The sequence below is a fragment of the Nocardia sp. NPDC050378 genome, assembly GCF_040655675.1.
GTDB lineage: Bacteria > Actinomycetota > Actinomycetes > Mycobacteriales > Mycobacteriaceae > Nocardia > Nocardia coubleae.
The window spans coordinates 60,511-81,035 of the sequence record NZ_JBFAKI010000008.1 but is presented as its reverse complement, the minus strand read 5'-3'; the positions used below and the strand labels follow the sequence as shown (position 1 = coordinate 81,035).

Here is a 20,525-nt window from a genome sequence, read left to right as displayed (position 1 = left end):
GTTAGCCCGTACCCGGTGAGTTACCCATGTTCTCGCGAAATCAGTGGTCTTCGGCGAGCTCGAGCCAACGCTCTTCCGCCGCTTCCTTCTCCGCGACGACCTCTTTGAGCTCGGTGTTGAGCTTGACGAGTTTGTCCGGGTCGGTGGCGGCGTCGGCGAGAGCGGCGTGGAGTTTCTGCTCGCGCTCGTCGAGCTTGCCGATGGAACGTTCCAGACGCGAGAGTTCCTTGCGCGCGGCACGGCGGTCGGCCGAATCCGTCGACGTGGCGGTCGACTTGGTGTTGATCGGCTTGGCGGCGTCGGTCTGCGCGGCGCGGCGCGTGAGGTACTGGTCGATACCGCCGGGCAGATTGGTGAGTTTGCCGTCGCCGAACAGGGCCCAAGTGGAGTCACAGATGCGTTCGACCAGGTAGCGGTCGTGACTGATGACCACGAGGGTGCCCGCCCAGTTGTCGAGCAGGTCTTCGAGCTGCTGCAGGGTGTCGATATCGAGGTCGTTGGTCGGCTCGTCGAGCAGCAGCACGTTCGGTTCGGCCATCAGGATGCGGGTGAGCTGCAGGCGGCGGCGTTCACCACCGGAGAGGTCACCGACCGGGGTGCGCTGCCGGGCGGGCGTGAACCCCAGCCGCTCGGCGAGCTGCCCGGCCGAGATCTCCTTGTCGCCCAGCATGATTCGCTGCGCGATCTGCTGCACGGCCTCCAGCACACGCATATCGGTCGGCAGGTCGTCGAGTTCCTGACGCAGCCAGCCGATCTGCACGGTCTGACCCTGGATCCGCTTGCCCGCGGCCGGTTCCGCGTCGCCGGCCAGGGCGCGCAGCAGCGTCGTCTTGCCCGAACCGTTCACACCGACGAGACCGACCCGTTCGCCGGGTGCGAGCCGCCAGGTGAGGTCACTGACCAGCTCGCGGCCGTCGGGGGTGGTGAGGGTGGCGTCTTCGAGCTCGATCACCACGCGTCCGAGGCGTTTGCGGGCGAAGGCGGCCAGCGAGACGGAGTCGCGCGGCGGCGGCACATCGGCGATCAGCGCCTCGGCGGCCTCGACGCGGTAGCGCGGCTTGGAGGTGCGCGCCTTGGCACCCCGGCGCAGCCAGGCCAGTTCCTTGCGGGCCAGGTTGGCGCGGCGCGCCTCGGAGGCGTCGGCCTGGCGGGCGCGTTCGGCGCGGGCGTAGATCCAGTCGCCGTAGCCGCCCTCGTAGGTCTCCACCTTGCCGCCGACGACCTCCCAGGTGCGGGTGGCGACGGTGTCGAGGAACCAGCGATCGTGGGTGACGACCACCAGCGCGGTACGACGGGCGATCAGGTGCTGGGCCAGCCACTGCACACCCTCGATGTCGAGGTGGTTGGTCGGCTCGTCGAGCACCAGCAGGTCGAGGTCGCGCACGAGGGCGGCGGCCAGCGCGACGCGGCGGCGTTCGCCACCGGACAGGTTGGTCACCGGGGTGTCGAGGCCGAGGTCGGCGATGCCGATGCCCTCGAGCACCGTGCGGATGCGCGCGTCGGCGGCCCACTCGTGTTCGGCGATGTCGACGGTCGACAGGTCGTCGGACAGCCCCGCGAGCACGACCGACCCGATCGTCGCCCCCTCGGGCAGCACACCGCGCTGGGTGACCACGGCCATCCGCAGCCCACCGACCCGGCTCACCCGGCCGCTGTCGGGCGGTTCGAGACCCGTCAGCACCTCGAGCAGCGTGGTCTTCCCGCCACCGTTGAGACCGACCACCCCGATTCGTTCCCCGGCGTGGATGCCGAGGGAGACGTCGTCCAACAGCGGCTTGATGCCGAAGCTCTTGGAGACTTGTTCGAGGTTGATCAGGTTGGACATAGGTGTTCTTCGCCCGCCTTCCGCGTGACTATCCGGCTGGGCCGAGCCTACTCACCCACTCATGGCCCGCCGCGTTCAGTGCGCCTCGTGGTCGAGCACCCGCGCGCCCGGTACCGGACCACTCGCCGTGCGCACGCTGCGGCACACCCCCGCACCGGCCAGCTCGGCGGCCACCGCGATGGCCGCTTCCTCCGTCTCGCACAGGAACGCGCAGGTCGGCCCGGACCCTGACACCAGCCCGGCCAGCGCACCGGCTCCGATCCCGGCGCGCAAGGTGCGGCGCAGTTCCGGTTTCAGGGAGAGGGCGGCTGCCTGCAGGTCGTTGCCGAGTAGCGGGGCGAGGGCGTGTGGGTCGCCTGCGGCCAGGGCCTGCAGCAGTTTCTGCGGGTCGCCGAGGCGTGGGGGGTCGCCTTCCGCGCGCAGACGGTCGAGTTCACGGAAGACCGACGGGGTGGACAGCCCGTCCTTGGCGAGGGCGAGTACCCAGTGAAAGGTGTTGCGCGACAGCACCGGCAGCAGCTGTTCACCGCGGCCGGTGCCCAGTGCGGTGCCACCGTGCAGGGCGAACGGCACGTCGCTGCCGAGTTCGGCGGCGACCGAGGCCAGTTCGTCGCGGCCGAGGCCGAGGTCCCACAGCTCGTTGAGCCCGACGAGCGCGGCGGCCGCGTCGGCGCTGCCGCCTGCCATGCCACCGGCCACCGGGATGCCTTTGGCGATGGCGATCTCCACCAGTGGCGCGCGCCCGGCCAGGTGGGCCAGCGCGACGGCGGCCTGCCAGACGAGGTTGGTCCGGTCGGTGGGGACCTGTGCCGCACCCTCGCCCGTCACCCGGACGGTGAGCGAGGCGGCGGGGGCCAACCGTAGGTCGTCGGACAGGGATAAGGCCTGGAAGACCGTGGTCAGGTCGTGATACCCGTCGGCGCGCAGATCACCGACTCCGAGATGCAGATTCACCTTCGAAGGAGCGCGCACGACGACCGGGCTGGGCACAACTGACAGCACGATCACCAAGCGTAACCGGTAGTACCGACGAGTATGTGTGCCGAAACGGCCGACCGGTCGGTGGGTATCCGCGATGGACGAACCGAGGGCTTGCGCCCAGTACCCTTGGGGGGTATGTTCGTTCGTGTCGGGGGCATACCCCGGGACCGTATATTCGAGCGAAGGAGTCGGCCATGGCCACCACCACTTACACCGTCACGGGGATGACCTGCGGACACTGCGTGAGCTCGGTCAAGCAGGAGATCGGCAAGATCGACGGCGTCACCAGCGTCGACGTCGACCTGGCCAGCGGGCTCGTGCGCGTCGACAGCGCGAACGAGGTGTCCGAGGCCGAGGTGGCCGCCGCTGTCGACGAGGCGGGCTACGAACTCGCCCGCTGATCCTGCTGTGGCCCGCACCGACGGGGTGCGGGCCACAAGGGCTCAGCCCTGAGCAGCCAGTTTCACGAACGCGGCGGTCTCGAGAGTCTCGCCACGCGCCGTCGGATCGATACCCGCGGCGACCAGCCTGCGCTCGGCCTCGGCGGGCGAACCCGCCCAGCCGGACAGCGCCGCCCGCAAGGTCTTTCGCCGCTGAGCGAAGGCCGAGTCGATCACCTCGAACACCCGCCTGCGATGCGCGTCGTCCATCGGCCACGGCGGCTCGGCATACCGATCGATGCGGACCAGGCCCGATTCCACCCGCGGCACCGGCCAGAACACCTGCGTACCCACATGACCGGCGCGCCGGACCTTGCCGAAGAAACCCGCCTTGACGCTCGGCACCCCGTACACCCGGTTGCCCGGTTCGGCGGCGAGCCGGTCGGCCACCTCGGCCTGCACCATCACCAGCGAAACCTTGATGCTCGGCAACTCGGCGAGCAGGTGCAGCAGCACCGGCACGGCCACGTTGTACGGCAGGTTCGCCACCAGCGCGGTCGGTTCGGCGGGCAGCTGGTCGGCGCGCACACGCAGCGCGTCGGCCTCGACCACCCGCAGGTTCGCGACCAGGCCGGGAGCGCGATCGGTGACGGTTTCGGGCAGGTAGTTCGCGAGCACCGGGTCGATCTCCACGGCGACCACCTGGTCGACCACATCGAGCAGGGCAAGCGTCAGCGAGCCGAGACCGGGGCCCACCTCGAGCACCGTGTCGCCGCGTCCGACACCCGCCGCGGACACGATGCGCCGCACCGTGTTCGCGTCGTGGACGAAGTTCTGCCCGAGCTGTTTGGTCGGTCGCACGCCGAAGCGTTCGGCCAGCGTACGCACCTCGGCGGGGCCGAGCAGCGCGGCGGGACCACGAGCGGAATTATCGGGTTCGGGCACTGCTAGAACTTACCAACCTCGCCGGTCGGGCAGCTCAGCGCTGTGGCGGGGCGGCGTTGACACGGGCGAGGAAGGCGTCGATGGCATCGAGCTGGGCCGGTGTGACCGAGCCGTGCGGGCCGGTACCGGGGAGCACCTCGTAGTCGACACCGTTGGCGGCGAACTGGGCGACCAGCGCGGCGTGCAACGGCGACGGGACGATGGTGTCGGTGACGTTCATCGTCAGCAGGATCGGGGCGTCGTAGCCACTGGTCGGCAGGGCCATGTAGGCCGCGAGCGGCCCGCGCAGCGGCTCGAGCGGGCGGGCGAGCATGTCGGTGGCCGTGATGCCCTTGGTCGCGGCGACGATCTCGTCGATGCACTGGGTGGCGCCCGCGTCGACGAGCTCCTTGCCGCGCGGAGTGAGGTAGGAGTCCACGTCGAGTTCCGGGTGGGCGCCGCGCAGCCCGGCGAGGATGCTCACCAGGAAGATCGTGCTGCCCGCGGGGCCCGACACCTGCGGGCCGATGAACGGCAGCACCTTCTCGACATCGGAGGCTGCGTCGATGGCTACGGTGCCACGGAAGTCGAGTTCGGGGGCGTAGGAGGCCTGCACGTGCGCCGAACTCAGGGCCGCGTGCCCGCCCTGCGAGGTGCCGACGACACTCCACGTCCGGGACAGTGCAGGGTCGGCGGCGCGGGCGGCACGGATCAGGTCGATGGTGGCGGTCGCCTCGGTGCGCACCTCGAGGTACGGGTGCGGACCGGTGTCGAAGCGGCCAAGGCCGAGATAGTCGGGGGCGACGACGGCGAAGCCCTGGTCGACAAACCGCTTGATCAGCCGGTCCTCGGCCGCGCGGTTCGCCGGTATCGGCGCGAGATCCGGGTCGGCCTGGCCACCGCAGCTCACGCCGGAACCGGAGGTGCCGTGGTCGTAGGCCACGATCGGCCAGCCGGTAGCGGGCGCGTCACCGCTGGGCAGGAACAGCGCGCCGCTGGCGGGGCGCTCCACACCTGCCGAATCCAGCGTCGTGTACTCCACGACCGAGCCGCCGTTTGCCATGCCGTGCCAGCCCGACGGCCTGGTCTCGGTGGCGATCACCTCACCGGGATCCGCGCCCGCGGGTGCGTACGTGGCGGCCACCAGGGCGGCTGCGGTGACAGCGGCTGCGATCGCAGCGCGGCTCAGAGTCTTCGGCATCTTCGGGAACTACCTTTCGGACCGATCGGCGGAGTACTGGACAAACGTACAGTAGGTAGATCACCCGACAGGTATCCGCGACTTGTCAGCAATCGCGCCGATAATGCCTAACACCTGGAGTAACACATCATGTCCAGAAGGTTGTGAGTCTTTCAGCTATTCGGTGGCACGCTGGAGAAACGCGTCGATCGCGGTCCACATCGCCGGATTCAGCTGCGTGTGGCTGCCGGCGCCGACCACCGTCTCGAACGCGACTCCACCGGCGGCGAATTGCGCCGCGAGCGCCGCGTGCAGCGGGGACGGCACCGTCCGGTCGGTGGCGTTCACCAGCAGCAGGATCGGCGCGTCGTAACCGCTGGTCGGCACGGCCATGTAATCGGTCATCACCGAGCGCAGCGGTTCCTCGCCGAGCGAGCGCGAGAGCAAGTCGCCGAGATAGAGATCGGCGACGCGGTCGTCGATGGCGTCCTGGCACAGTGTGCCGATCTCGTCGAGCACCTGCCGACCGAGCGGGCTGAGGTAGCTGTCGACCTGCGCCTCCGGCCGGGCGGCACGCAAGCCGGCGAGAATGCTCGCCGAGAAGCCGAGGGTGCCGCCGCTCACGCGGTCCGGGTTACCCGGGCCGAGCAGCGGGGCGACCTTCTCCACATCCGAGGCCGGATCGACGGCGATGGTGCCACGGAAATCCAGCTCCGGTGCGTAGCTCGCCTGCCGGTGGGCGGTGGCGAGCGCGGCATGCCCACCCTGCGACATCCCCGATGCCAGCCACACCGGCGAGAGTTCCGGATGCACCGACCGGGCGGCGCGCAGCAGATCGAGCGTGGCGGTCGCCTCGGTATCGATGTCGAGGTACGGATGCGGCCCGGTGTCGAACCGCCCGAGTCCCAGATAATCCGGCGCAACCACCGCGAACCCACGCGACACCACGTGCCGAATGAATTGGTCTTGCCCCACTTGCGATTCCGGCCACGGCGCCCCCGCCGGATCCGATTGCCCACCGCAACCGGAACCGAGCCCGGTGGTGCCGTGGTCGTAGGCGACGATCGGCCAGCCACCCTCGGGCGCGGCGCCGTCGGGCAGATACAGCACGCCGCTGGCCGGCTGGGTCGCCCCGCCGACTCCCCTGGTCGAGTAGTCGATGATCTCGGCGTCCAGCCCGCGCAGCACCGCGGGCATCACCGCGAGCACTTCCCCGGGCGACTCCGCGCGCGCACCCGGCGCACAGATTCCGAGTCCCACCGCAACAGCCACCGCCGCAGCCGCGCATCGCAACGCCGAATCACCGCGCATCTCAACCACCCGTCGACTCGTCCGAAGCCGACCCCACCGCACGAGCACAGCAGACCCGGCGAAACGAGAGCACGCTACCCCACGGCAATCCCCCGCCGTGACAGCGACTTACCTGATCAGCTGAGGCCGAGGCGGCCGGTGCAGGCGGGCCAGGCGCCCCAGCCCTGGCGGGCGCGGGTCACTTCGGCGATGGCGATCTGTTCCTCGCGGGTGGCCAGGTCGGCGCGGGGTGCGTACTTGAGGCCGCCCTGGCGTTCCCAGGTGCTCTGGTCGAACTGGATGCCGCCGTAGTAGCCGTTGCCGGTGTTGATCGACCAGTTGCCGGTCGACTCGCACTTGGCCAGCGCATCCCAGATGTCGCCGTCGCGAACCGGCGGCACCTCGGTGCCCGGCTTGGCGCCCTTACGGATGGTCTTGGGCTGGGCGGGGGTGATGACCTTCGAATTGGTCTGCACGCGATGGGCTTCCACACCGTTGATCATGGTCACCGCGAAGGTCGCCTCGTGCAGACCGGGCGCACCGGGGTTCTCCACGACGGTGCGGCTCATGTTCATCGTGACGTCCTCGATCACCTGCTCGGTGGGTTCCAGCGGCAGGGTCTCGGTGCGCTCCTCGATGCGCTGACGGGTGACGGTGACCTTCATATCGCCGGTGAGCGGGGTGCTCGCGGCGGGCTCGGCGAAGTCCTGGTCTTTGAGCGGGATGCCCGCGGCGGTGAGGAAATCGCCGACGGTCGGGGCGGCCAGGCGCACGTCGACCGGTTCGCCACCACCGTCGACGACGGTGACGGTGCGCGGGGTGTACACGCTCAGCGCGGCACCGGCCAGCGGCAGCTTCTCGGTGCGGGTGGGCACCACGTGGGTGTCGGCCGGGATCTGCATCTGCGCGAGCGCCTCACCGGCGGTGATGCCGGTGGTCCACACCTTGCGTTCGGCGCCGTCGACGATCACCGTGATCTCACGGCCGCGGTTGAGGGTGATGGTCGCGCCGTCGGACACCTTCGTGCCCGCCGCCGGTCGGACGTCGTCGTGTTCGGTGAGTTCGTAACCCGCGTCGTCGAGGATCGCGCGCACATCGCGCGACATCGTGGTGAGCTCGACGCGTTCTCCGTCAACCACGATCGCCACGGTCTTGTGGTTGACGATGGCCATCGAGGCGCCGACGAGCAACACCAGCAACAGGGCCGCCGCCGCCGCGTACAGCAGCGGCGAGCGGGACGAGTTGATCCGTGCGAAAGCCGACATGGTTACGGAACGATAACGAGCATGTCGACATGGGACAACAGGGTGCCGCCCGATCAGCGGGACCACACATCACGATTCGATATAGACATCGCAGGTAGATAACGGCTTCGACACGGAAATGTGAGCCGAAACACGTTTATCGTCCAGCCCCCTGACAACAGGGTGAACGGACTCAGCGGATGCGATAGAGCCTTCGGGCGTTGGCCGTGGTGGTCTCCGCCAATTCGACCGGGTCCTGTTCGCGGATCTCGGCCAGCGCGCGCACCGTGTACGGCAGGCAGTACGACTCGTTCGGCGCCCCGCGATACGGATGCGGCGTCAGATACGGCGCGTCGGTTTCGACCAGGATCTGATCGTCGGGCACCAGCGCGGCCGCCTCACGCAATTCGTGCGCGTTCTTGAAACTCACCGTGCCCGAGAAACTGAGCACATACCCCTCGGCCACACACGCCTGCGCCATGTTCGCGTCCGAGGAGAAGCAGTGGAAGATCACGGTGTCGGGGGCGCCTTCGTCGAGCAGCACCGTGAGCAGGTCGTGGTCGGCCTCGCGGTTGTGGATCATCAGCGGCTTGCGCACCCGCTTGGCCAGGTCGATGTGCCAGCGGAAGCCCTCGATCTGGGTCTCGATGTCGGCGCAGCCGTCGAGTTTGCCCGGCCAGTAGTAGTCGAGGCCGGTCTCACCGATCGCGACGACGCGGGGATCGGTGGCGAGGTTCTCCAACTCGGCCATAGCCTTGTCGTCGAGGGCGTTGGCGCGGGTGGGGTGCAGCGCGACGGCCGCGTACACGCGCGGGTCCCAGTGCGCGGCCCGGACCGCCCACTGCGCGGCGGCGAGGTCGTCGGCGACCGTCACCACATGGCCCACACCGACGGCGGCGGCCCGGTCGACGATCGCGGTGGTCGAGGCGGCATCGGTCGCACCGCAGGCGTCGAGGTGGGTGTGCGCGTCGATCAGCGGCGCGAGCGGTGCCGGAGGAGGCGGAGCCGGACGATTCTGGTTTGCCACGCGGATTACAGTAGTTGCCATCATGAGCGAGCGAAGCGAGCAGCAGCCGGCCTTCTACATCACCACGGCCATCGCCTACCCGAACGGTGCACCGCATATGGGGCACGCGTACGAGTACATCTCCACCGACGCGCTTGCCCGCTTCAAGCGTCTCGACGGCTACGACGTGTTCTTCATGACCGGCACCGACGTGCACGGCCAGAAGATGCAGCAGACCGCCACCGCCGAAGGCGTTCCGGTACAGGAACTCGCCGCACGCAACTCCGACGTGTTCGAGGCCATGGACAAGGCCCTCGACGTCTCCTTCGACCGCTTCATCCGCACCACCGACGAGGACCACAAGGCCGCGAGCGTCGCCATCTGGGAGCGCATGCTCGCCAACGGCGACATCTACCTCGACAACTACTCCGGCTGGTACTCGGTGCGCGACGAGGCGTTCTACACCGAGGAGGAGACCACCCTCCTCGACGACGGCACCCGCGTGTCCACCGAGACGCAGACCCCGGTGACCTGGACCGAGGAGTCGAACTACTTCTTCAAGCTCTCGCAGTACCAGGACAAACTGCTCGAGCTCTACGAGACGCGCCCCGAATTCATCGCCCCGGCCACCCGGCGCAACGAGATCGTGAGCTACGTCAAGGCCGGGCTGAAGGATCTGTCGATCTCGCGCACCACCTTCGACTGGGGTGTTCCGGTGCCCGGTCATCCCGATCACGTGATGTACGTGTGGGTCGACGCGCTCACCAATTACCTGACCGGTGTCGGCTTCCCGGATACCGAGTCCGAGCGGTTCCGCAAGTTCTGGCCGGCGAACGTGCACATCATCGGCAAGGACATCACCCGCTTCCACACGGTGTACTGGCCCGCGTTCCTGATGTCGGCGGGCATCGAACTGCCGGAACGCGTGTTCGTGCACGGGTTCCTGTACAACAAGGGCGAGAAGATGTCGAAGTCGACAGGCAATATCGTCGACCCGCTCGAACTGGTCGCCACCTACGGTCTCGACCAGGTGCGCTTCTTCCTGCTGCGCGAGATCTCCTACGGCCAGGACGGCAGCTACAGCAACGAGGCCATCGCGGGCCGCATCAACAGCGACCTGGCCAACGAATTCGGCAACCTGGTGCAGCGCAGCCTGACCATGGTCAACAAGAACTGCGACGCCAAGGTCCCCACGCCGGGCGAATTCACCGCCGAGGACCGCGCCCTGCTCGACCGCGCGGCGGGCCTGCTCGACAAGTGCCGCACCGAATTCGACGCCCAGCAGATGCACCTGGCCCTGGAAGCCGTCTGGCTCACCCTCGGCGAGACCAACCGCTACTTCTCCGCCAATGCCCCCTGGGCGCTGCGCAAGTCGGGCACCGAGGAAGACCTGGCCCGCATGGCGACGGTCCTCTACGTCACCCTCGAGGTGGTCCGCATCGTCGCGATCCTGGTCCAGCCGGTGATGCCCGGCTCCGCCGCGAAGATCCTCGACCTCCTCGGCCAAGAGGCCCGCACCTTCGCCGACATCCCCACCCCCCTCGTCCCCGGCACCGACCTCCCGGCCCCGGAACCGGTGTTCCCCCGGTACGTGGAGCCGAAGGAGTAGATGAAACCTGAGGGCAGAACGTCAGATGCCCTCGTCGAGGATCGAGCGGATCTCGCGGACGAATCGAGGAGCGTTCGCGAGGTCTAGCGCCCAAGTGCTTGATAGTCCTCCGGAGGCGGATGGTAGAGGCCGTCGTCCTCGGCGTCGCTGACCAACTGGTCGAGCACACCGCTGCGTTCGGCTCGCCCTTGCTGGTACTCGAGCACATCGCTGAGCAGCAGTCGCCGGTGTCGCCTGCCGGACGGCTTGTCGCAAGGCAGCTTTCCCGCTTCCAGCAACTTGATCAGCGTCGGGCGGCTGATCCCGAGCAGATCCGCGGCCTGCTGAGTGGTCAGGCGCTGCTCTACCGGCGCGATGGTGACGGCCCGGCGTTTCCGCATGGCGCCGACCACTTTACCCAAGACCTCGTACACCTCGGCGGGCAGCGGAATCTGTTCTGACGGTGATTCGAAGAATTCGCAACCTACTTCCAGGTCTCGAGCAGGCGGGTCGCTTCAGTCGCGAGCGCCGCCTGGAGGAAGGGTCCGAAGCTGATCCGGGCTACCCCGAGGTCGGCGAAATAGGACTTGGCGGGAGTGCCGGGCTGGCCGATCGCGTTGACCGGGCGCGGCAGTTCGCTGGTCAGGCGGCGCAGGGTTTCGTCGCTGTGGCGGCCGACGGGGTAGAGCACATCGGCGCCCGCTTCGGCGGCGAGGGTCAGGCGGGCGACGGCGCGGTCGACGCGGTCGGCTTCCTCGCCGTCCTGACGCAGGAACAGGTCGGTGCGGGCATTGACGACCACGTGCACGCCGGTGGCGTCGGCGGCCTCGCGCAGGCCGCGCACCAGGTCGGCGTGCTCCTGGGCCTCGCGCAGCCGCTTGCCCTCACTGTGCACGGTGTCCTCGATGTTGAGGCCGACCGCACCCGCCGCGAGCAGGCCGTCGATGAGCTGCAACGGTTCGAGGCCGTACCCGGATTCGATGTCGACCGACACCGGCACCTCCACCGAGGCGGTCACCTGCGCGACACGCGCGAGCAGTTCGTCGAAGCTCATCCCCTCACCGTCGGGGCGCCCGATCGAGTCCGCGACCGGATGACTGCCCATCGTGAGTCCCGAAAAACCCACACTCACAGCGACATTCGCCGACCAGGCGTCCCACACCGTCGGCAGGACGACCGGGTCGCCGGGACGGTGCAGGGCGAGCAGGGACTTGGCGCGGGTCTCGAGTGAAGTCATACCGCGATGATGCCCCAGCCACGCGACAGTGGCTAGGCGCAGCCACTTTTCGGTGGGCAGTTCAGGTGTACGTCGAGCACGCGCGCGCCCGGCCCCTCCGCGCCGAGCCGGTCGTGTTCGTTGACGAGCTTGCACGAACCAAGCGACAGGCAGCCGCAGCCGATGCAACCGGTGAGATTGTCGCGCAGGCGGGTGAGCTGGGTGATTCGTTCGTCGAGGTCCGCACGCCAGGTGGTCGACACGGCCTCCCAATCGCGTCGGGTCGGGGTGCGGCCCTCGGGCAGCCGGTCGAGCGCGGAGCGGATGTCGCTGAGCGGGATGCCGACGCGCTGGGAGATGCGGATGAACGCGACCCGTCGCAGCGTCTCGCGTGCGTAGCGGCGTTGATTGCCACTGGTTCGACGACTCGTTATGAGACCTTCGCGTTCGTAGAAGTGCAACGCGGACACTGCAACTCCACTACGCTCGGAGAGCTGCCCGGGGGTCAGCTCCTTCGTTTGCCAATCGGCCGTCGTCATTTCCTGTCTCCTCCCGCTTTCACCTCAACCATACTTGAGGTACTTGTGTGGTGTACGAAAACGGGGTGACTCGGTGCGGGTCTTCCTGGCAGGCGCGCTCCGCTCGCATTACGGTTTCGGCATGGGAACGGACTCGCGCCTGGCTGTCACCTCCGAGGTCGGCACATTGCGCACGGTGCTGCTGCACCGGCCCGGCGATGAGCTGCGCAGGCTCACCCCGAGCAACAACGATCAGCTGCTCTTCGACGGCATCCCCTGGGTGGAACGCGCTCAGGAGGAACACGACGCCTTCGCCGCCGTCCTGCGCGGGCGCGGCGTGGAGGTGCTGCTGCTCGCCGACCTGCTCACCGAAACCCTCGCGACCAGCGGCGCCGCCCGCATCCAGGGCATCTCCGCCGCCGTCGACGCACGCAGACTCGGCCACGATCTCGCCGACCAGCTCGCCGCCGAACTCCGCAAGGTGGAGGCACCCGAACTGGCCGACATCCTCATGGCCGGAATGACTTTCGACGAACTGCCGTTCGGTCCCGACTCCACGTCGCTGGTGCGGCGGATGCATCACGGTGCCGATTTCGTCATCGACCCGCTGCCCAACCTGCTGTTCACCCGCGACTCGTCGTTCTGGGTCGGTCCCAAGGTGGCGATCACCTCCCTCGCCCTGCCCGCGCGCGGTCGCGAAACCTCCATCACCGACCTCGTCTACGCCTTCCACCCTCGTTTCCTCGGCGTGCGCCGGGCCTACGAATCGCACACGGCCCCTATCGAAGGCGGTGATGTGCTGTTGCTCGCGCCCGGCGTCGTCGCGGTGGGCGTGGGCGAGCGAACCACCCCGGCCGGGGCGGAAGCGTTGGCGCGCAGCCTTTTCGACGACGATCTCGCCCACACCGTGCTGGTGGTACCGATCGCCCAGAACCGCGCGACCATGCACCTGGACACCGTGTGCACGATGGTCGACACCGATGCGGTGGTGATGTACCCCGGTGTCCGGGAGACCTTGCAGGCGTTCACTATTCGCCGCGAGGACGGTTTCGCCGGGCGTGGTGACACCGAACGCATCAGCATCAGCGGCCCCGAACCGTTCCTGCCCGCCGCTGCCGCCGCGATGGGTATCCCGACCCTGCGGGTGATCGACACCGGCCGCGACGGACCCGCCGCCGAACGCGAGCAGTGGGACGACGGCAACAACACGCTCGCGCTCGCCCCCGGCGTCGTGGTGGCCTACGAACGCAACGAGATGACCAACTCCCGCCTGACCGACGCGGGGATCGAGGTGCTCACCATCCAGGGTTCGGAGCTGGGGTCCGGGCGCGGCGGACCCCGATGCATGTCCTGCCCGCTGTCCCGAGACGAGGTGTGATGTTCCACGTCGAGCTGTCCGCCGATTCCACCCAGCCGCCCTACGAACAGTTGCGCATGGCGGTGATCGAACAGGTCCGCGCGGGCACGCTCACGGCGGGCACCAAGATCCCCACCGTGCGGGCGCTGGCCGCCGACCTCGGTATCGCACCGAACACCGTCGCCCGCGCCTACCGCGAACTCGAGGCCGAGGGTGTACTCGAAACCCGTGGTCGCCAGGGCTCTTTCATCGCCTCGTCGGGCGACCCGACCCGCGATATCGCCGGCCGCGCCGCCGTCGAATACGTGACGACCATCCGCAGGCTCGGCCTCACCGACAGCGACGCCATCGACTTCGTCCACCGTGCGCTCGGCTGAGGTGTCAGCGCCAGCTCGGTAACCAGAGGTGGTCCTGCCAGGTGGCGGGGCTGATCGGCATCCCGGTGAGAATGGGCCACAGCCAGACGAAATTCGCGACAACCAGGCCCAGGTAGATGGAGACGATCAGCAGCCCGAGGGCGTAGCGCTCGTCGACCGGGGCGGGCAGGTAGGTGCCCGTCGGGCTGCGCGGTATGCCCACCGGCCGCGACGAACCGAGGATGTCGCCGAGGACCAGCGCGACACCCATCACGAGGAACGGGGCGAGCACGACGGCGTAGAAGAAGTACATCTGCCGGTCGAGGGTGAGAAACCAGGGCAGCAGACCGGCACCGTAGCCGACGAGCACCGCCGCATAGCGCCAGTCCCGCCGGGTGACGCTGCGCCAGATCATCCAGCCCAGCGCAGGCAGCGCGAGCCACCACAGTGCGGGGGTGCCGATGGCCATCACGGCCTTCACGCACTGCGCCTCGCCGCAGCCGGTGACGGTGCCGTCGGCGTAGTAGTAGAGCATCGGGCGCAGACCCATCGGCCAGGTCCACGGCTTGGATTCCCACGGGTGGTGATTGCCCGCCGAATTGGTGAGAGTCGAATGGAAGTCCAGGGTTTCGCCCTGGTAGTACCAGAGCGAGCGCAGGGCGTCGGGCAGGAACGCGAACGCCCCACCGGTGCCGATCTGATTGCCGACCGCGTGCCGGTAGGTCCCGGTCTCGCTGGCGAACCACGCCCAATACGACGACAGGTACACCACGAGCGGAATGACGACCAGTGCGTACAGCGCGGGCCCCACATCGCGCACCAGCGCGCCGACCCACGGCTTGCGCACCCCGTACGCGCGCCGGGCGCTCACGTCGAACGCCACGCTCATCAGCCCGAAGAACATGATGAAGTAGATGCCCGACCATTTGGTTCCACAGGCCAGACCGAGCAGCACACCGGCGCCGAAACGCCACCAGCGCACCCCTAGCCGGGGTCCCCAGTCGGTGAGTCCGACGCGACCGGCCAGGTCGGCGGCGGCCATTCGCTCGCGCACCTCGTCGCGATCGACGATCAGGCAGCCGAACGCGGCGGTGACCAGCAACGCCATGAAGATGTCGAGCATGCCGATGCGCGAGGACACGAAGGTCAGGCCGTCGGCGATGAGCAGGATGCCGGCGAACGCGCCGATCAGTGTGGAGCGCGACATCCGGCGCACGATGCGGATCACCAGCAGCACCAGCACGGTGCCCGCCAGGGCGGCGGTGCCGCGCCAGCCCCAGGCGTTGTAACCGAACAGGGCCTCGCTGACGGCGATGAACTGTTTGCCGACCGGGGGGTGCACGACCAGGCCGTAGGCGGGATTGTCCTCGACTCCGCCGCCGGTGACCATCTGCCAGGCCTGCGGGGCGTAATGCTTCTCGTCGAAAACCGGTGTGCGCGCGTCGGTCGGATAGTTCAGGTTCAGGAAGCGGGTGATGCCCGCGATCACCGTGAGCACCAGGGTGACCGCCCAGCCACGCGCGGTGTCGAGCGGCCCGAAATCGGGGGCGGGTCGCAGCGGCACCGGGCTCACCACGGCCGACACCGGGCGCGTCGAACGGGCTTCGGTCACCGGGATCACGCCCCGATCGTAGGCGGTGCCACCGACTCGGGCCGAGCCGACACCGGTCGGGACCGGGTCACCTGACAGAATGGACGTCGCGCCATCCACTGGCACCGCGCGCCGCACGCACCGCCTGCGGCCGAACTCCCGGAGAGGCGGAACCCCACCGTGTTGGTCCTAGCGGCAACCCCGATGGGCGATATCGGCGATGCGTCGCAGCGTCTGCGCGACGCGCTCGGCACGGCCGATGTGGTCGCCGCCGAGGACACCCGACGCACCAAATCGCTCGCCAAGGCGCTCGGGGTGGAGATCACCGGCCGCGTCGTGAGCTTCTACGACCATGTCGAGACCGCCCGCATCCCCGCCCTGCTCGACGACATCGCGAGCGGGCTCACCGTGCTCCTGGTGACCGACGCGGGCATGCCGTCGGTGAGCGACCCCGGCTATCGGCTGGTGGCCGCCGCCGTGGAACGCGACCTGCCCGTCACCTGCCTGCCCGGCCCGTCGGCCGTCACCACCGCGCTCGCCCTGTCGGGTCTGCCGGTCGAACGTTTCTGCTTCGACGGTTTCGCACCGCGCAAAGGCGGTCAGCGCCGGGAGTGGTTGCGCACCTTGGCTTCCGAACAACGCGCGTGCGTCTTCTTCGAAGCACCCCACCGCCTCGCCGACTGCCTCGCCGACGCCGTCACCGTCCTGGGCCCCGACCGCCGCGCCGCCGTCTGCCGCGAACTCACCAAAACCTACGAAGAGGTCGTCCGCGGCACCCTCGGCGAACTCGCCGAATGGGCGGTAGACGGCGCGCGCGGCGAGATCACCGTGGTTCTCCAAGGCGCCCAACCGGTTTCGGCCGAACCGGCCCAACTCGTCGACGAAGTCGAAACCCTCGTCGCGAGCGGCATGCGCCTCAAAGACGCCTGCGCGGAAGTATCGGCAGGCCGAGGCGCCTCCCGCCGCGAACTCTACGACGCCGTGCTCGCCGCCCGCTCGGCCGAGTGAGGACGAAAGCGGTCAGCGGTTCAGGACCGCGAGCATGCCTGCCACCGCACGGGGCCAGGTGAATTGTTCGGCGCGATGGCGGGCGGCTTGGCGACGGTCGGTGGTCGGCATGGCGAGGACGTCGGTGACGGCTCGGGCGAAGGCTCGGGGGCGGTCGGCGGCCACGGCGCCGCATTCGGTGGTGATGATGTCGGCCAGGGCCGAGGAGCGGCTGGCCACCACGGGGGTGCCCGCGGCGAGGGCCTCGAGCGCTGCCAGACCGAAGGTTTCGTGAGGGCCGGGGGCCAGGGAGACATCGGCGGTGGCGAGCAGGGTCGCCACCTCGGTGCGGTCGCTGATGAAACCGGTGAAGTGCACGGCTGGTTCGCCGCCGGGTAAGGGCGGCAGGGTGCGGGCGCGGCGTTCGAGGGATTCGCGGCGGGGGCCGTCGCCCGCGACGACCAGGCGGGTCGGCATGCCCGCACGGTGCAGGGCGCCGATCGCCTCGATGCTGCGGTCCACCCGTTTCTCCACCGACAGCCGCCCGCAGTGCACGAGCAGCGGATAGCCGTCCACACCGAGGTCGGCACGGAGCTGCCGGTCGCGCCTGCGCGGGCTGAACAGGTCGAGGTCGACACCGAGCGGGACGAGTTCGACATTGGGGGCACCGATCCGCAGGAACTCCTCGCGGGCGAAATCGGTGGTGCACACGACCATGTCGTAGTCGTCGGCGGTGCGCCGGTTGGCGACGTCGGCGCAACGCCGGGCGGCGGGCCCCGGGAGCACCTGGCCGAGCAGCCGGTCGAGCCGTTCGTGCGAGATCATCACACTGGTCACGCCGCGCCGCCCGGCCCACCGTCCGAAACCGCGCAGGGTGAGCCGGTCGGACACCTCGAGCACATCGGGCCGCAGCCCGGCGAGTACGTCGGCCACCGCCCGCGGGTCGGCCGCGCGGTACCCGCCGGTGAACGGAATGCCGAATGCGGGCAATGTGATTCGCAAAGCCCCGGTGGACAGCACTTCCTCGCTGCGGCGCGGACCCGGCACGATCAGCACCACCTCGTGCCCGGCGGCCACATACCCTTCCCCCAGGTGGTGCAGCGCGGTGCGCAACCCACCGGATCGTGGGCCGTAGAAATTCGCTAGCTGCACGATGCGCACATGCCGATGGTCCAGCCGCCCGGGTTACTCGCGGCTCCTGCCCGTGGAATGGCAAGTGAACACCCGTGAAAGAGCCGCTTAACCAGGTTCGCCGGCGGCGGAGGGCCGGACCCGGAGCAATCCGTGCCCGGTGGCGGCCGTGGTGACCGTCGCCAGCTCGGCGTGCGCGCGGATCCACTCGCCCTCGGCGAAGCGCACCCGCAGCGTGAGCCGCCGCGTCGTGTCCGGAGCGTGCACCAGCTCGGCACAGGCGGCACGCAACGCGGTCAGATCGGCGGGCTCGATGGTCGGTCGTTCGACGGCCCAGCGATCCAGCGGCGGCGGTGGATCAGCCACCCATTCATAGATGACGCCGCTGGCGAGCAGGATCAGCCCGGCGCCGACATCCACTCCCTTGGAGACCGCGCGCAGCATCGCGACCTCGAGGTCGACCGTTTCGCCGCCGAGTTCGGGGACAGCGTGCATCAATCCGCTCACCCGGCGCAGCTCCGGCCGGGCCCGCGCCACCATCTGGAACCGGCGGACCTGTTCGTCGTCGCCGAGCACGTCGACCACTCCCTGCCAGCGCCCACCGGGCTCGAGGGTGCTCGCCATCGCGAAATAGTCGACCCGGCCGTCGAAACGGACCATGCGTCCGAACGCCTCGGGCGGTGTGCGCACTACCCGCACGGCGCCGGGCTCGCGCGCGAAGATCAGTTCCTCCAGGCCCGGCCCGTGATGGGCGAGTTCGGTGCGGGCGTCCCAATCCCAGGCGGCGACGTGACGGCGTGGCGGCACGGGCGCGTCGGCGGGCCCGATCCAGACCTGGACGCCGTGTGTCCCGCCCAGTGCGCACCGCACGGGTTCGACGACAACGACGGTGTCGCCCAGCCGCGCGGATTCCCCGCCGCGTACCGCGTCGCGCAACAGTTTCGCCTTCGCGGGACCGATCGCGCGTGACCAGCGTTGGGGGGAGATCCATTCCCTGATCCGCGCGTCGTCGGCGACAAGAGCCGGTTCGAGATCCTCGGTGAGGGTCTCGACCAGTAACCACCCGCCGGCGGTCATTCAGCTGGGTGCCACGCCGCGTCCGGCACGTGGGAGATCGAGATCGAGCGGAATACGCCCCTCCCGAAGCTGAACCTCGACCTCCTCGGCGGGCATCGGTCGTGCGATCAGGAATCCCTGGGCGCGGTAGCAGCCGAGACCGACGAGGGTCCGGGCCGCCATGGGGGTCTCCACACCCTCGCCGACCACGCCGAGCCCGAACGAACCGGCCAGGCCGATAATGGATTTCACGATGGCCAGGTCGTCGTTGCTGTCGCCGAGGCGCTGCACGAAACCCCGGTCGATCTTCACCGCGTCCACCGGCAGGGCCTTCAGATGTGACAGCGAGCTGTAGCCGGTGCCGAAGTCGTCGATGGCGATCTGCACACCCATCCGCTTCAGCCCGCGCAGGGTCACCCGGGTGCGCACGAGGTCTTGCACGACAACGTGTTCGGTGATCTCGAGGCACACCGAGCTGCCGTCGATCTCGAACAGGCGGAGGATGTCCTCGATCCGCTCGACGAAATCGGCGCTCACCAGCTGCACCGGCGACACATTGATCCGGATGACGACATTGGCCGCCAAGCCACGCCGCCGCCAGTCGGCGAATTGGGAACAGGCCGAACGGATCACCCAGCGGCCGAGCTCGCCCGCCAGGTTGGTCGCCTCGGCCACCGACACGAACGCGCCGGGCGGTAACAGGCCACGGGTGGGATGCTGCCAGCGCACCAGCGCCTCGAGCGCGACGATCCGGCCGGTGCGCAGGTCGACCTCGGGCTGGTAGTGCAGGATCAGCGACCCGTCGGAGACCGCGCTGCGCAGGTTCAGCTCCACGTCGTCCTGGAGTTCGAACTGCGCGCGCATGGCGTCGGTGAACACCGCGACGCCGTTGCCCCCACCGGATTTGGCGGACAGGAGGGCGTGATCCGCTCGACGCAGGACGTCCGATACCGAAGTCTCGCCGGGAATACCCAGTGCCACACCGACGCTCACACCACGGCTCACCGACTCCTGGCCCACCGAGACCCGGCGTCCGATGAGTTGCTGAATGCGCGCGGCCTCGAGTTCGGCGGCGACCGCGTCCATCGGTTCGGCGGGCACGATCACGAATTCGTCGCCACCGAGGCGGGCGATCATGTCGTCGGGCCCGAGGTTCTGTTTCAGTCTGCGGGCGAGAGTTCGGATGAAATTGTCACCCGCGCTGTGGCCGAGGAAATCGTTGAGCGCCTTGAGCCGGTCGAGATCCAGAAAGAAGGTGGCGACGGGGCCCGGGTTTTCGGGGGCCAGTCTGCGTTCCATGTATTCGAGCAGGGCGCGCCGGTTGGCCAGCCCGGTGAGATCGTCGTGCAGGGCGATATAGCGCAGCTTCTCCTCGGCGACCACGCGCGCCTGCAGTTGCGCGAACAGGGCGGCGATCGCCTTGAGAACATTGAGTTCGCGCTTGGTCCAGGTGCGGTCGCCCATCTTCACGAAGCCGAGCACACCGGTGGACTCACCCCGCGAAACCAGCGGCACACAGGCCATGGCGACCTGCGGGATGCCGGAGGATTTGCGGATCGTTTCCTGGTAGTCCTCGCTGTCGTTACCGGGTCGAACGATCAGCGGTTCGGTGGCGAATTCGAGAGCGCGGAATACCGAGTCGGCTTTGTCGAACTCCACCACCCGTAACGGATCGGGCACCGGGGTATCCGCGCGCTGCGGCCATTCGGCGACGAGCACGGTGGCGCGGCGGGTGCGGTCGGTGTGGCGCAGATAGCTGAAATCGACGTCGAAATGTTCGACGAGTGCGGCGAGCACCCGCTCGCTCGCCGCCACCATGGTCGTGGCGTCGACACCCATCAACTCGGAGGCGACCTCGGTCACCAGTGAGTCGAGCGATTGCCGATGCACGCTGT

Annotated in this window: 19 protein-coding genes; 5 read left to right on the top strand and 14 right to left on the bottom strand. The window is 68.9% G+C overall.

Annotated features, from left to right (window positions below; genetic code table 11):
- Positions 1-40: 40 nt before the first annotated feature.
- Together AB0I35_RS19260 and AB0I35_RS19255 are read right to left on the bottom strand one after the other, a co-directional pair.
- Positions 41-1,825, bottom strand: coding sequence for an ABC-F family ATP-binding cassette domain-containing protein (locus AB0I35_RS19260; RefSeq protein WP_357397444.1), 1,785 nt, complete (start codon positions 1,823-1,825; stop codon positions 41-43).
- A 75-nt stretch (positions 1,826-1,900) separates the two neighbouring features.
- Positions 1,901-2,827 (bottom strand): 4-(cytidine 5'-diphospho)-2-C-methyl-D-erythritol kinase, encoded by a 927-nt coding sequence (locus AB0I35_RS19255; protein ID WP_357397443.1) that lies wholly within the window; start codon positions 2,825-2,827, stop codon positions 1,901-1,903.
- A 173-nt stretch (positions 2,828-3,000) separates the two neighbouring features.
- Between AB0I35_RS19255 and AB0I35_RS19250 the strand changes: the two genes are divergently transcribed.
- The gene (locus AB0I35_RS19250; RefSeq protein ID WP_067485507.1) at positions 3,001-3,207 is read left to right on the top strand and encodes a cation transporter; all 207 of its coding nucleotides are present in this window, start codon (positions 3,001-3,003) and stop codon (positions 3,205-3,207) included.
- Between the two features lie 42 nt (positions 3,208-3,249).
- On the opposite strand, the gene rsmA is transcribed toward AB0I35_RS19250, so the two are convergent.
- From rsmA to AB0I35_RS19225, 5 genes are all read right to left on the bottom strand, one after another.
- Positions 3,250-4,131 (bottom strand): 16S rRNA (adenine(1518)-N(6)/adenine(1519)-N(6))-dimethyltransferase RsmA, encoded by an 882-nt coding sequence (gene rsmA / locus AB0I35_RS19245; RefSeq protein WP_357397442.1) that lies wholly within the window; start codon positions 4,129-4,131, stop codon positions 3,250-3,252.
- Between the two features lie 34 nt (positions 4,132-4,165).
- On the bottom strand, positions 4,166-5,311 hold the full coding sequence (locus AB0I35_RS19240) for a lipase family protein (protein ID WP_357397440.1): 1,146 nt from the start codon (positions 5,309-5,311) through the stop codon (positions 4,166-4,168).
- Between the two features lie 156 nt (positions 5,312-5,467).
- Positions 5,468-6,601, bottom strand: coding sequence for an alpha/beta fold hydrolase (locus AB0I35_RS19235; protein ID WP_357397635.1), 1,134 nt, complete (start codon positions 6,599-6,601; stop codon positions 5,468-5,470).
- A gap of 116 nt (positions 6,602-6,717) precedes the next feature.
- On the bottom strand, positions 6,718-7,845 hold the full coding sequence (locus tag AB0I35_RS19230; protein ID WP_357397439.1) for a transglycosylase family protein: 1,128 nt from the start codon (positions 7,843-7,845) through the stop codon (positions 6,718-6,720).
- Between the two features lie 172 nt (positions 7,846-8,017).
- Positions 8,018-8,872, bottom strand: coding sequence for a TatD family hydrolase (locus AB0I35_RS19225; RefSeq protein ID WP_357397437.1), 855 nt, complete (start codon positions 8,870-8,872; stop codon positions 8,018-8,020).
- A gap of 1 nt (position 8,873) precedes the next feature.
- Here AB0I35_RS19225 and metG point away from each other — a divergent pair, with 1 nt between their 5' ends.
- Complete coding sequence (gene metG, locus AB0I35_RS19220) at positions 8,874-10,439, top strand: methionine--tRNA ligase (protein ID WP_357397436.1); 1,566 nt, start codon at positions 8,874-8,876, stop codon at positions 10,437-10,439.
- 83 nt (positions 10,440-10,522) lie between these two features.
- Here the strand turns inward: metG and AB0I35_RS19215 are convergent, their stop codons facing one another.
- The 3 genes from AB0I35_RS19215 to soxR form a co-directional block, all read right to left on the bottom strand.
- A complete protein-coding gene (locus AB0I35_RS19215; protein ID WP_357397634.1) occupies positions 10,523-10,831 on the bottom strand; it encodes a helix-turn-helix domain-containing protein in 309 nt (102 codons plus the stop codon).
- Positions 10,832-10,902: 71 nt separating this feature from the next.
- Entirely contained in the window at positions 10,903-11,655 is a 753-nt protein-coding gene (locus AB0I35_RS19210) for an isocitrate lyase/phosphoenolpyruvate mutase family protein (RefSeq protein ID WP_357397435.1), read from the bottom strand.
- Positions 11,656-11,687: 32 nt separating this feature from the next.
- Positions 11,688-12,173, bottom strand: a complete 486-nt coding sequence (gene soxR, locus AB0I35_RS19205; protein ID WP_067485487.1) for a redox-sensitive transcriptional activator SoxR — start codon at positions 12,171-12,173, stop codon at positions 11,688-11,690.
- Positions 12,174-12,294: 121 nt separating this feature from the next.
- On the opposite strand from soxR, the gene arcA reads away from it, so the two are divergent.
- Positions 12,295-13,530, top strand: a complete 1,236-nt coding sequence (arcA, locus tag AB0I35_RS19200; RefSeq protein ID WP_357397434.1) for an arginine deiminase — start codon at positions 12,295-12,297, stop codon at positions 13,528-13,530.
- A complete protein-coding gene (locus AB0I35_RS19195; RefSeq protein ID WP_357397432.1) occupies positions 13,530-13,886 on the top strand; it encodes a GntR family transcriptional regulator in 357 nt (118 codons plus the stop codon). The genes arcA and AB0I35_RS19195 overlap by 1 nt, the downstream gene beginning before the upstream one ends.
- Positions 13,887-13,890: 4 nt before the next feature.
- Here AB0I35_RS19195 and AB0I35_RS19190 read toward each other — a convergent pair whose 3' ends face one another.
- A complete protein-coding gene (locus AB0I35_RS19190; protein ID WP_357397431.1) occupies positions 13,891-15,486 on the bottom strand; it encodes a phospholipid carrier-dependent glycosyltransferase in 1,596 nt (531 codons plus the stop codon).
- A gap of 150 nt (positions 15,487-15,636) precedes the next feature.
- Between AB0I35_RS19190 and rsmI the strand changes: the two genes are divergently transcribed.
- On the top strand, positions 15,637-16,464 hold the full coding sequence (rsmI, locus tag AB0I35_RS19185; RefSeq protein WP_357397429.1) for a 16S rRNA (cytidine(1402)-2'-O)-methyltransferase: 828 nt from the start codon (positions 15,637-15,639) through the stop codon (positions 16,462-16,464).
- 12 nt (positions 16,465-16,476) lie between these two features.
- Here the strand turns inward: rsmI and AB0I35_RS19180 are convergent, their stop codons facing one another.
- The 3 genes from AB0I35_RS19180 to AB0I35_RS19170 all read right to left on the bottom strand — a co-directional run bounded on the left by AB0I35_RS19180 (position 16,477) and on the right by AB0I35_RS19170 (position 20,469).
- Positions 16,477-17,604, bottom strand: a complete 1,128-nt coding sequence (locus AB0I35_RS19180) for a glycosyltransferase (RefSeq protein WP_357397428.1) — start codon at positions 17,602-17,604, stop codon at positions 16,477-16,479.
- 78 nt (positions 17,605-17,682) lie between these two features.
- Complete coding sequence (locus AB0I35_RS19175) at positions 17,683-18,651, bottom strand: GAF domain-containing protein (RefSeq protein WP_357397426.1); 969 nt, start codon at positions 18,649-18,651, stop codon at positions 17,683-17,685.
- Positions 18,652-20,469: an EAL domain-containing protein gene (locus tag AB0I35_RS19170; protein ID WP_067485939.1), complete on the bottom strand. Its 1,818-nt coding sequence runs from the start codon at positions 20,467-20,469 to the stop codon at positions 18,652-18,654.
- Between the last annotated feature and the right edge of the window lie 56 nt (positions 20,470-20,525).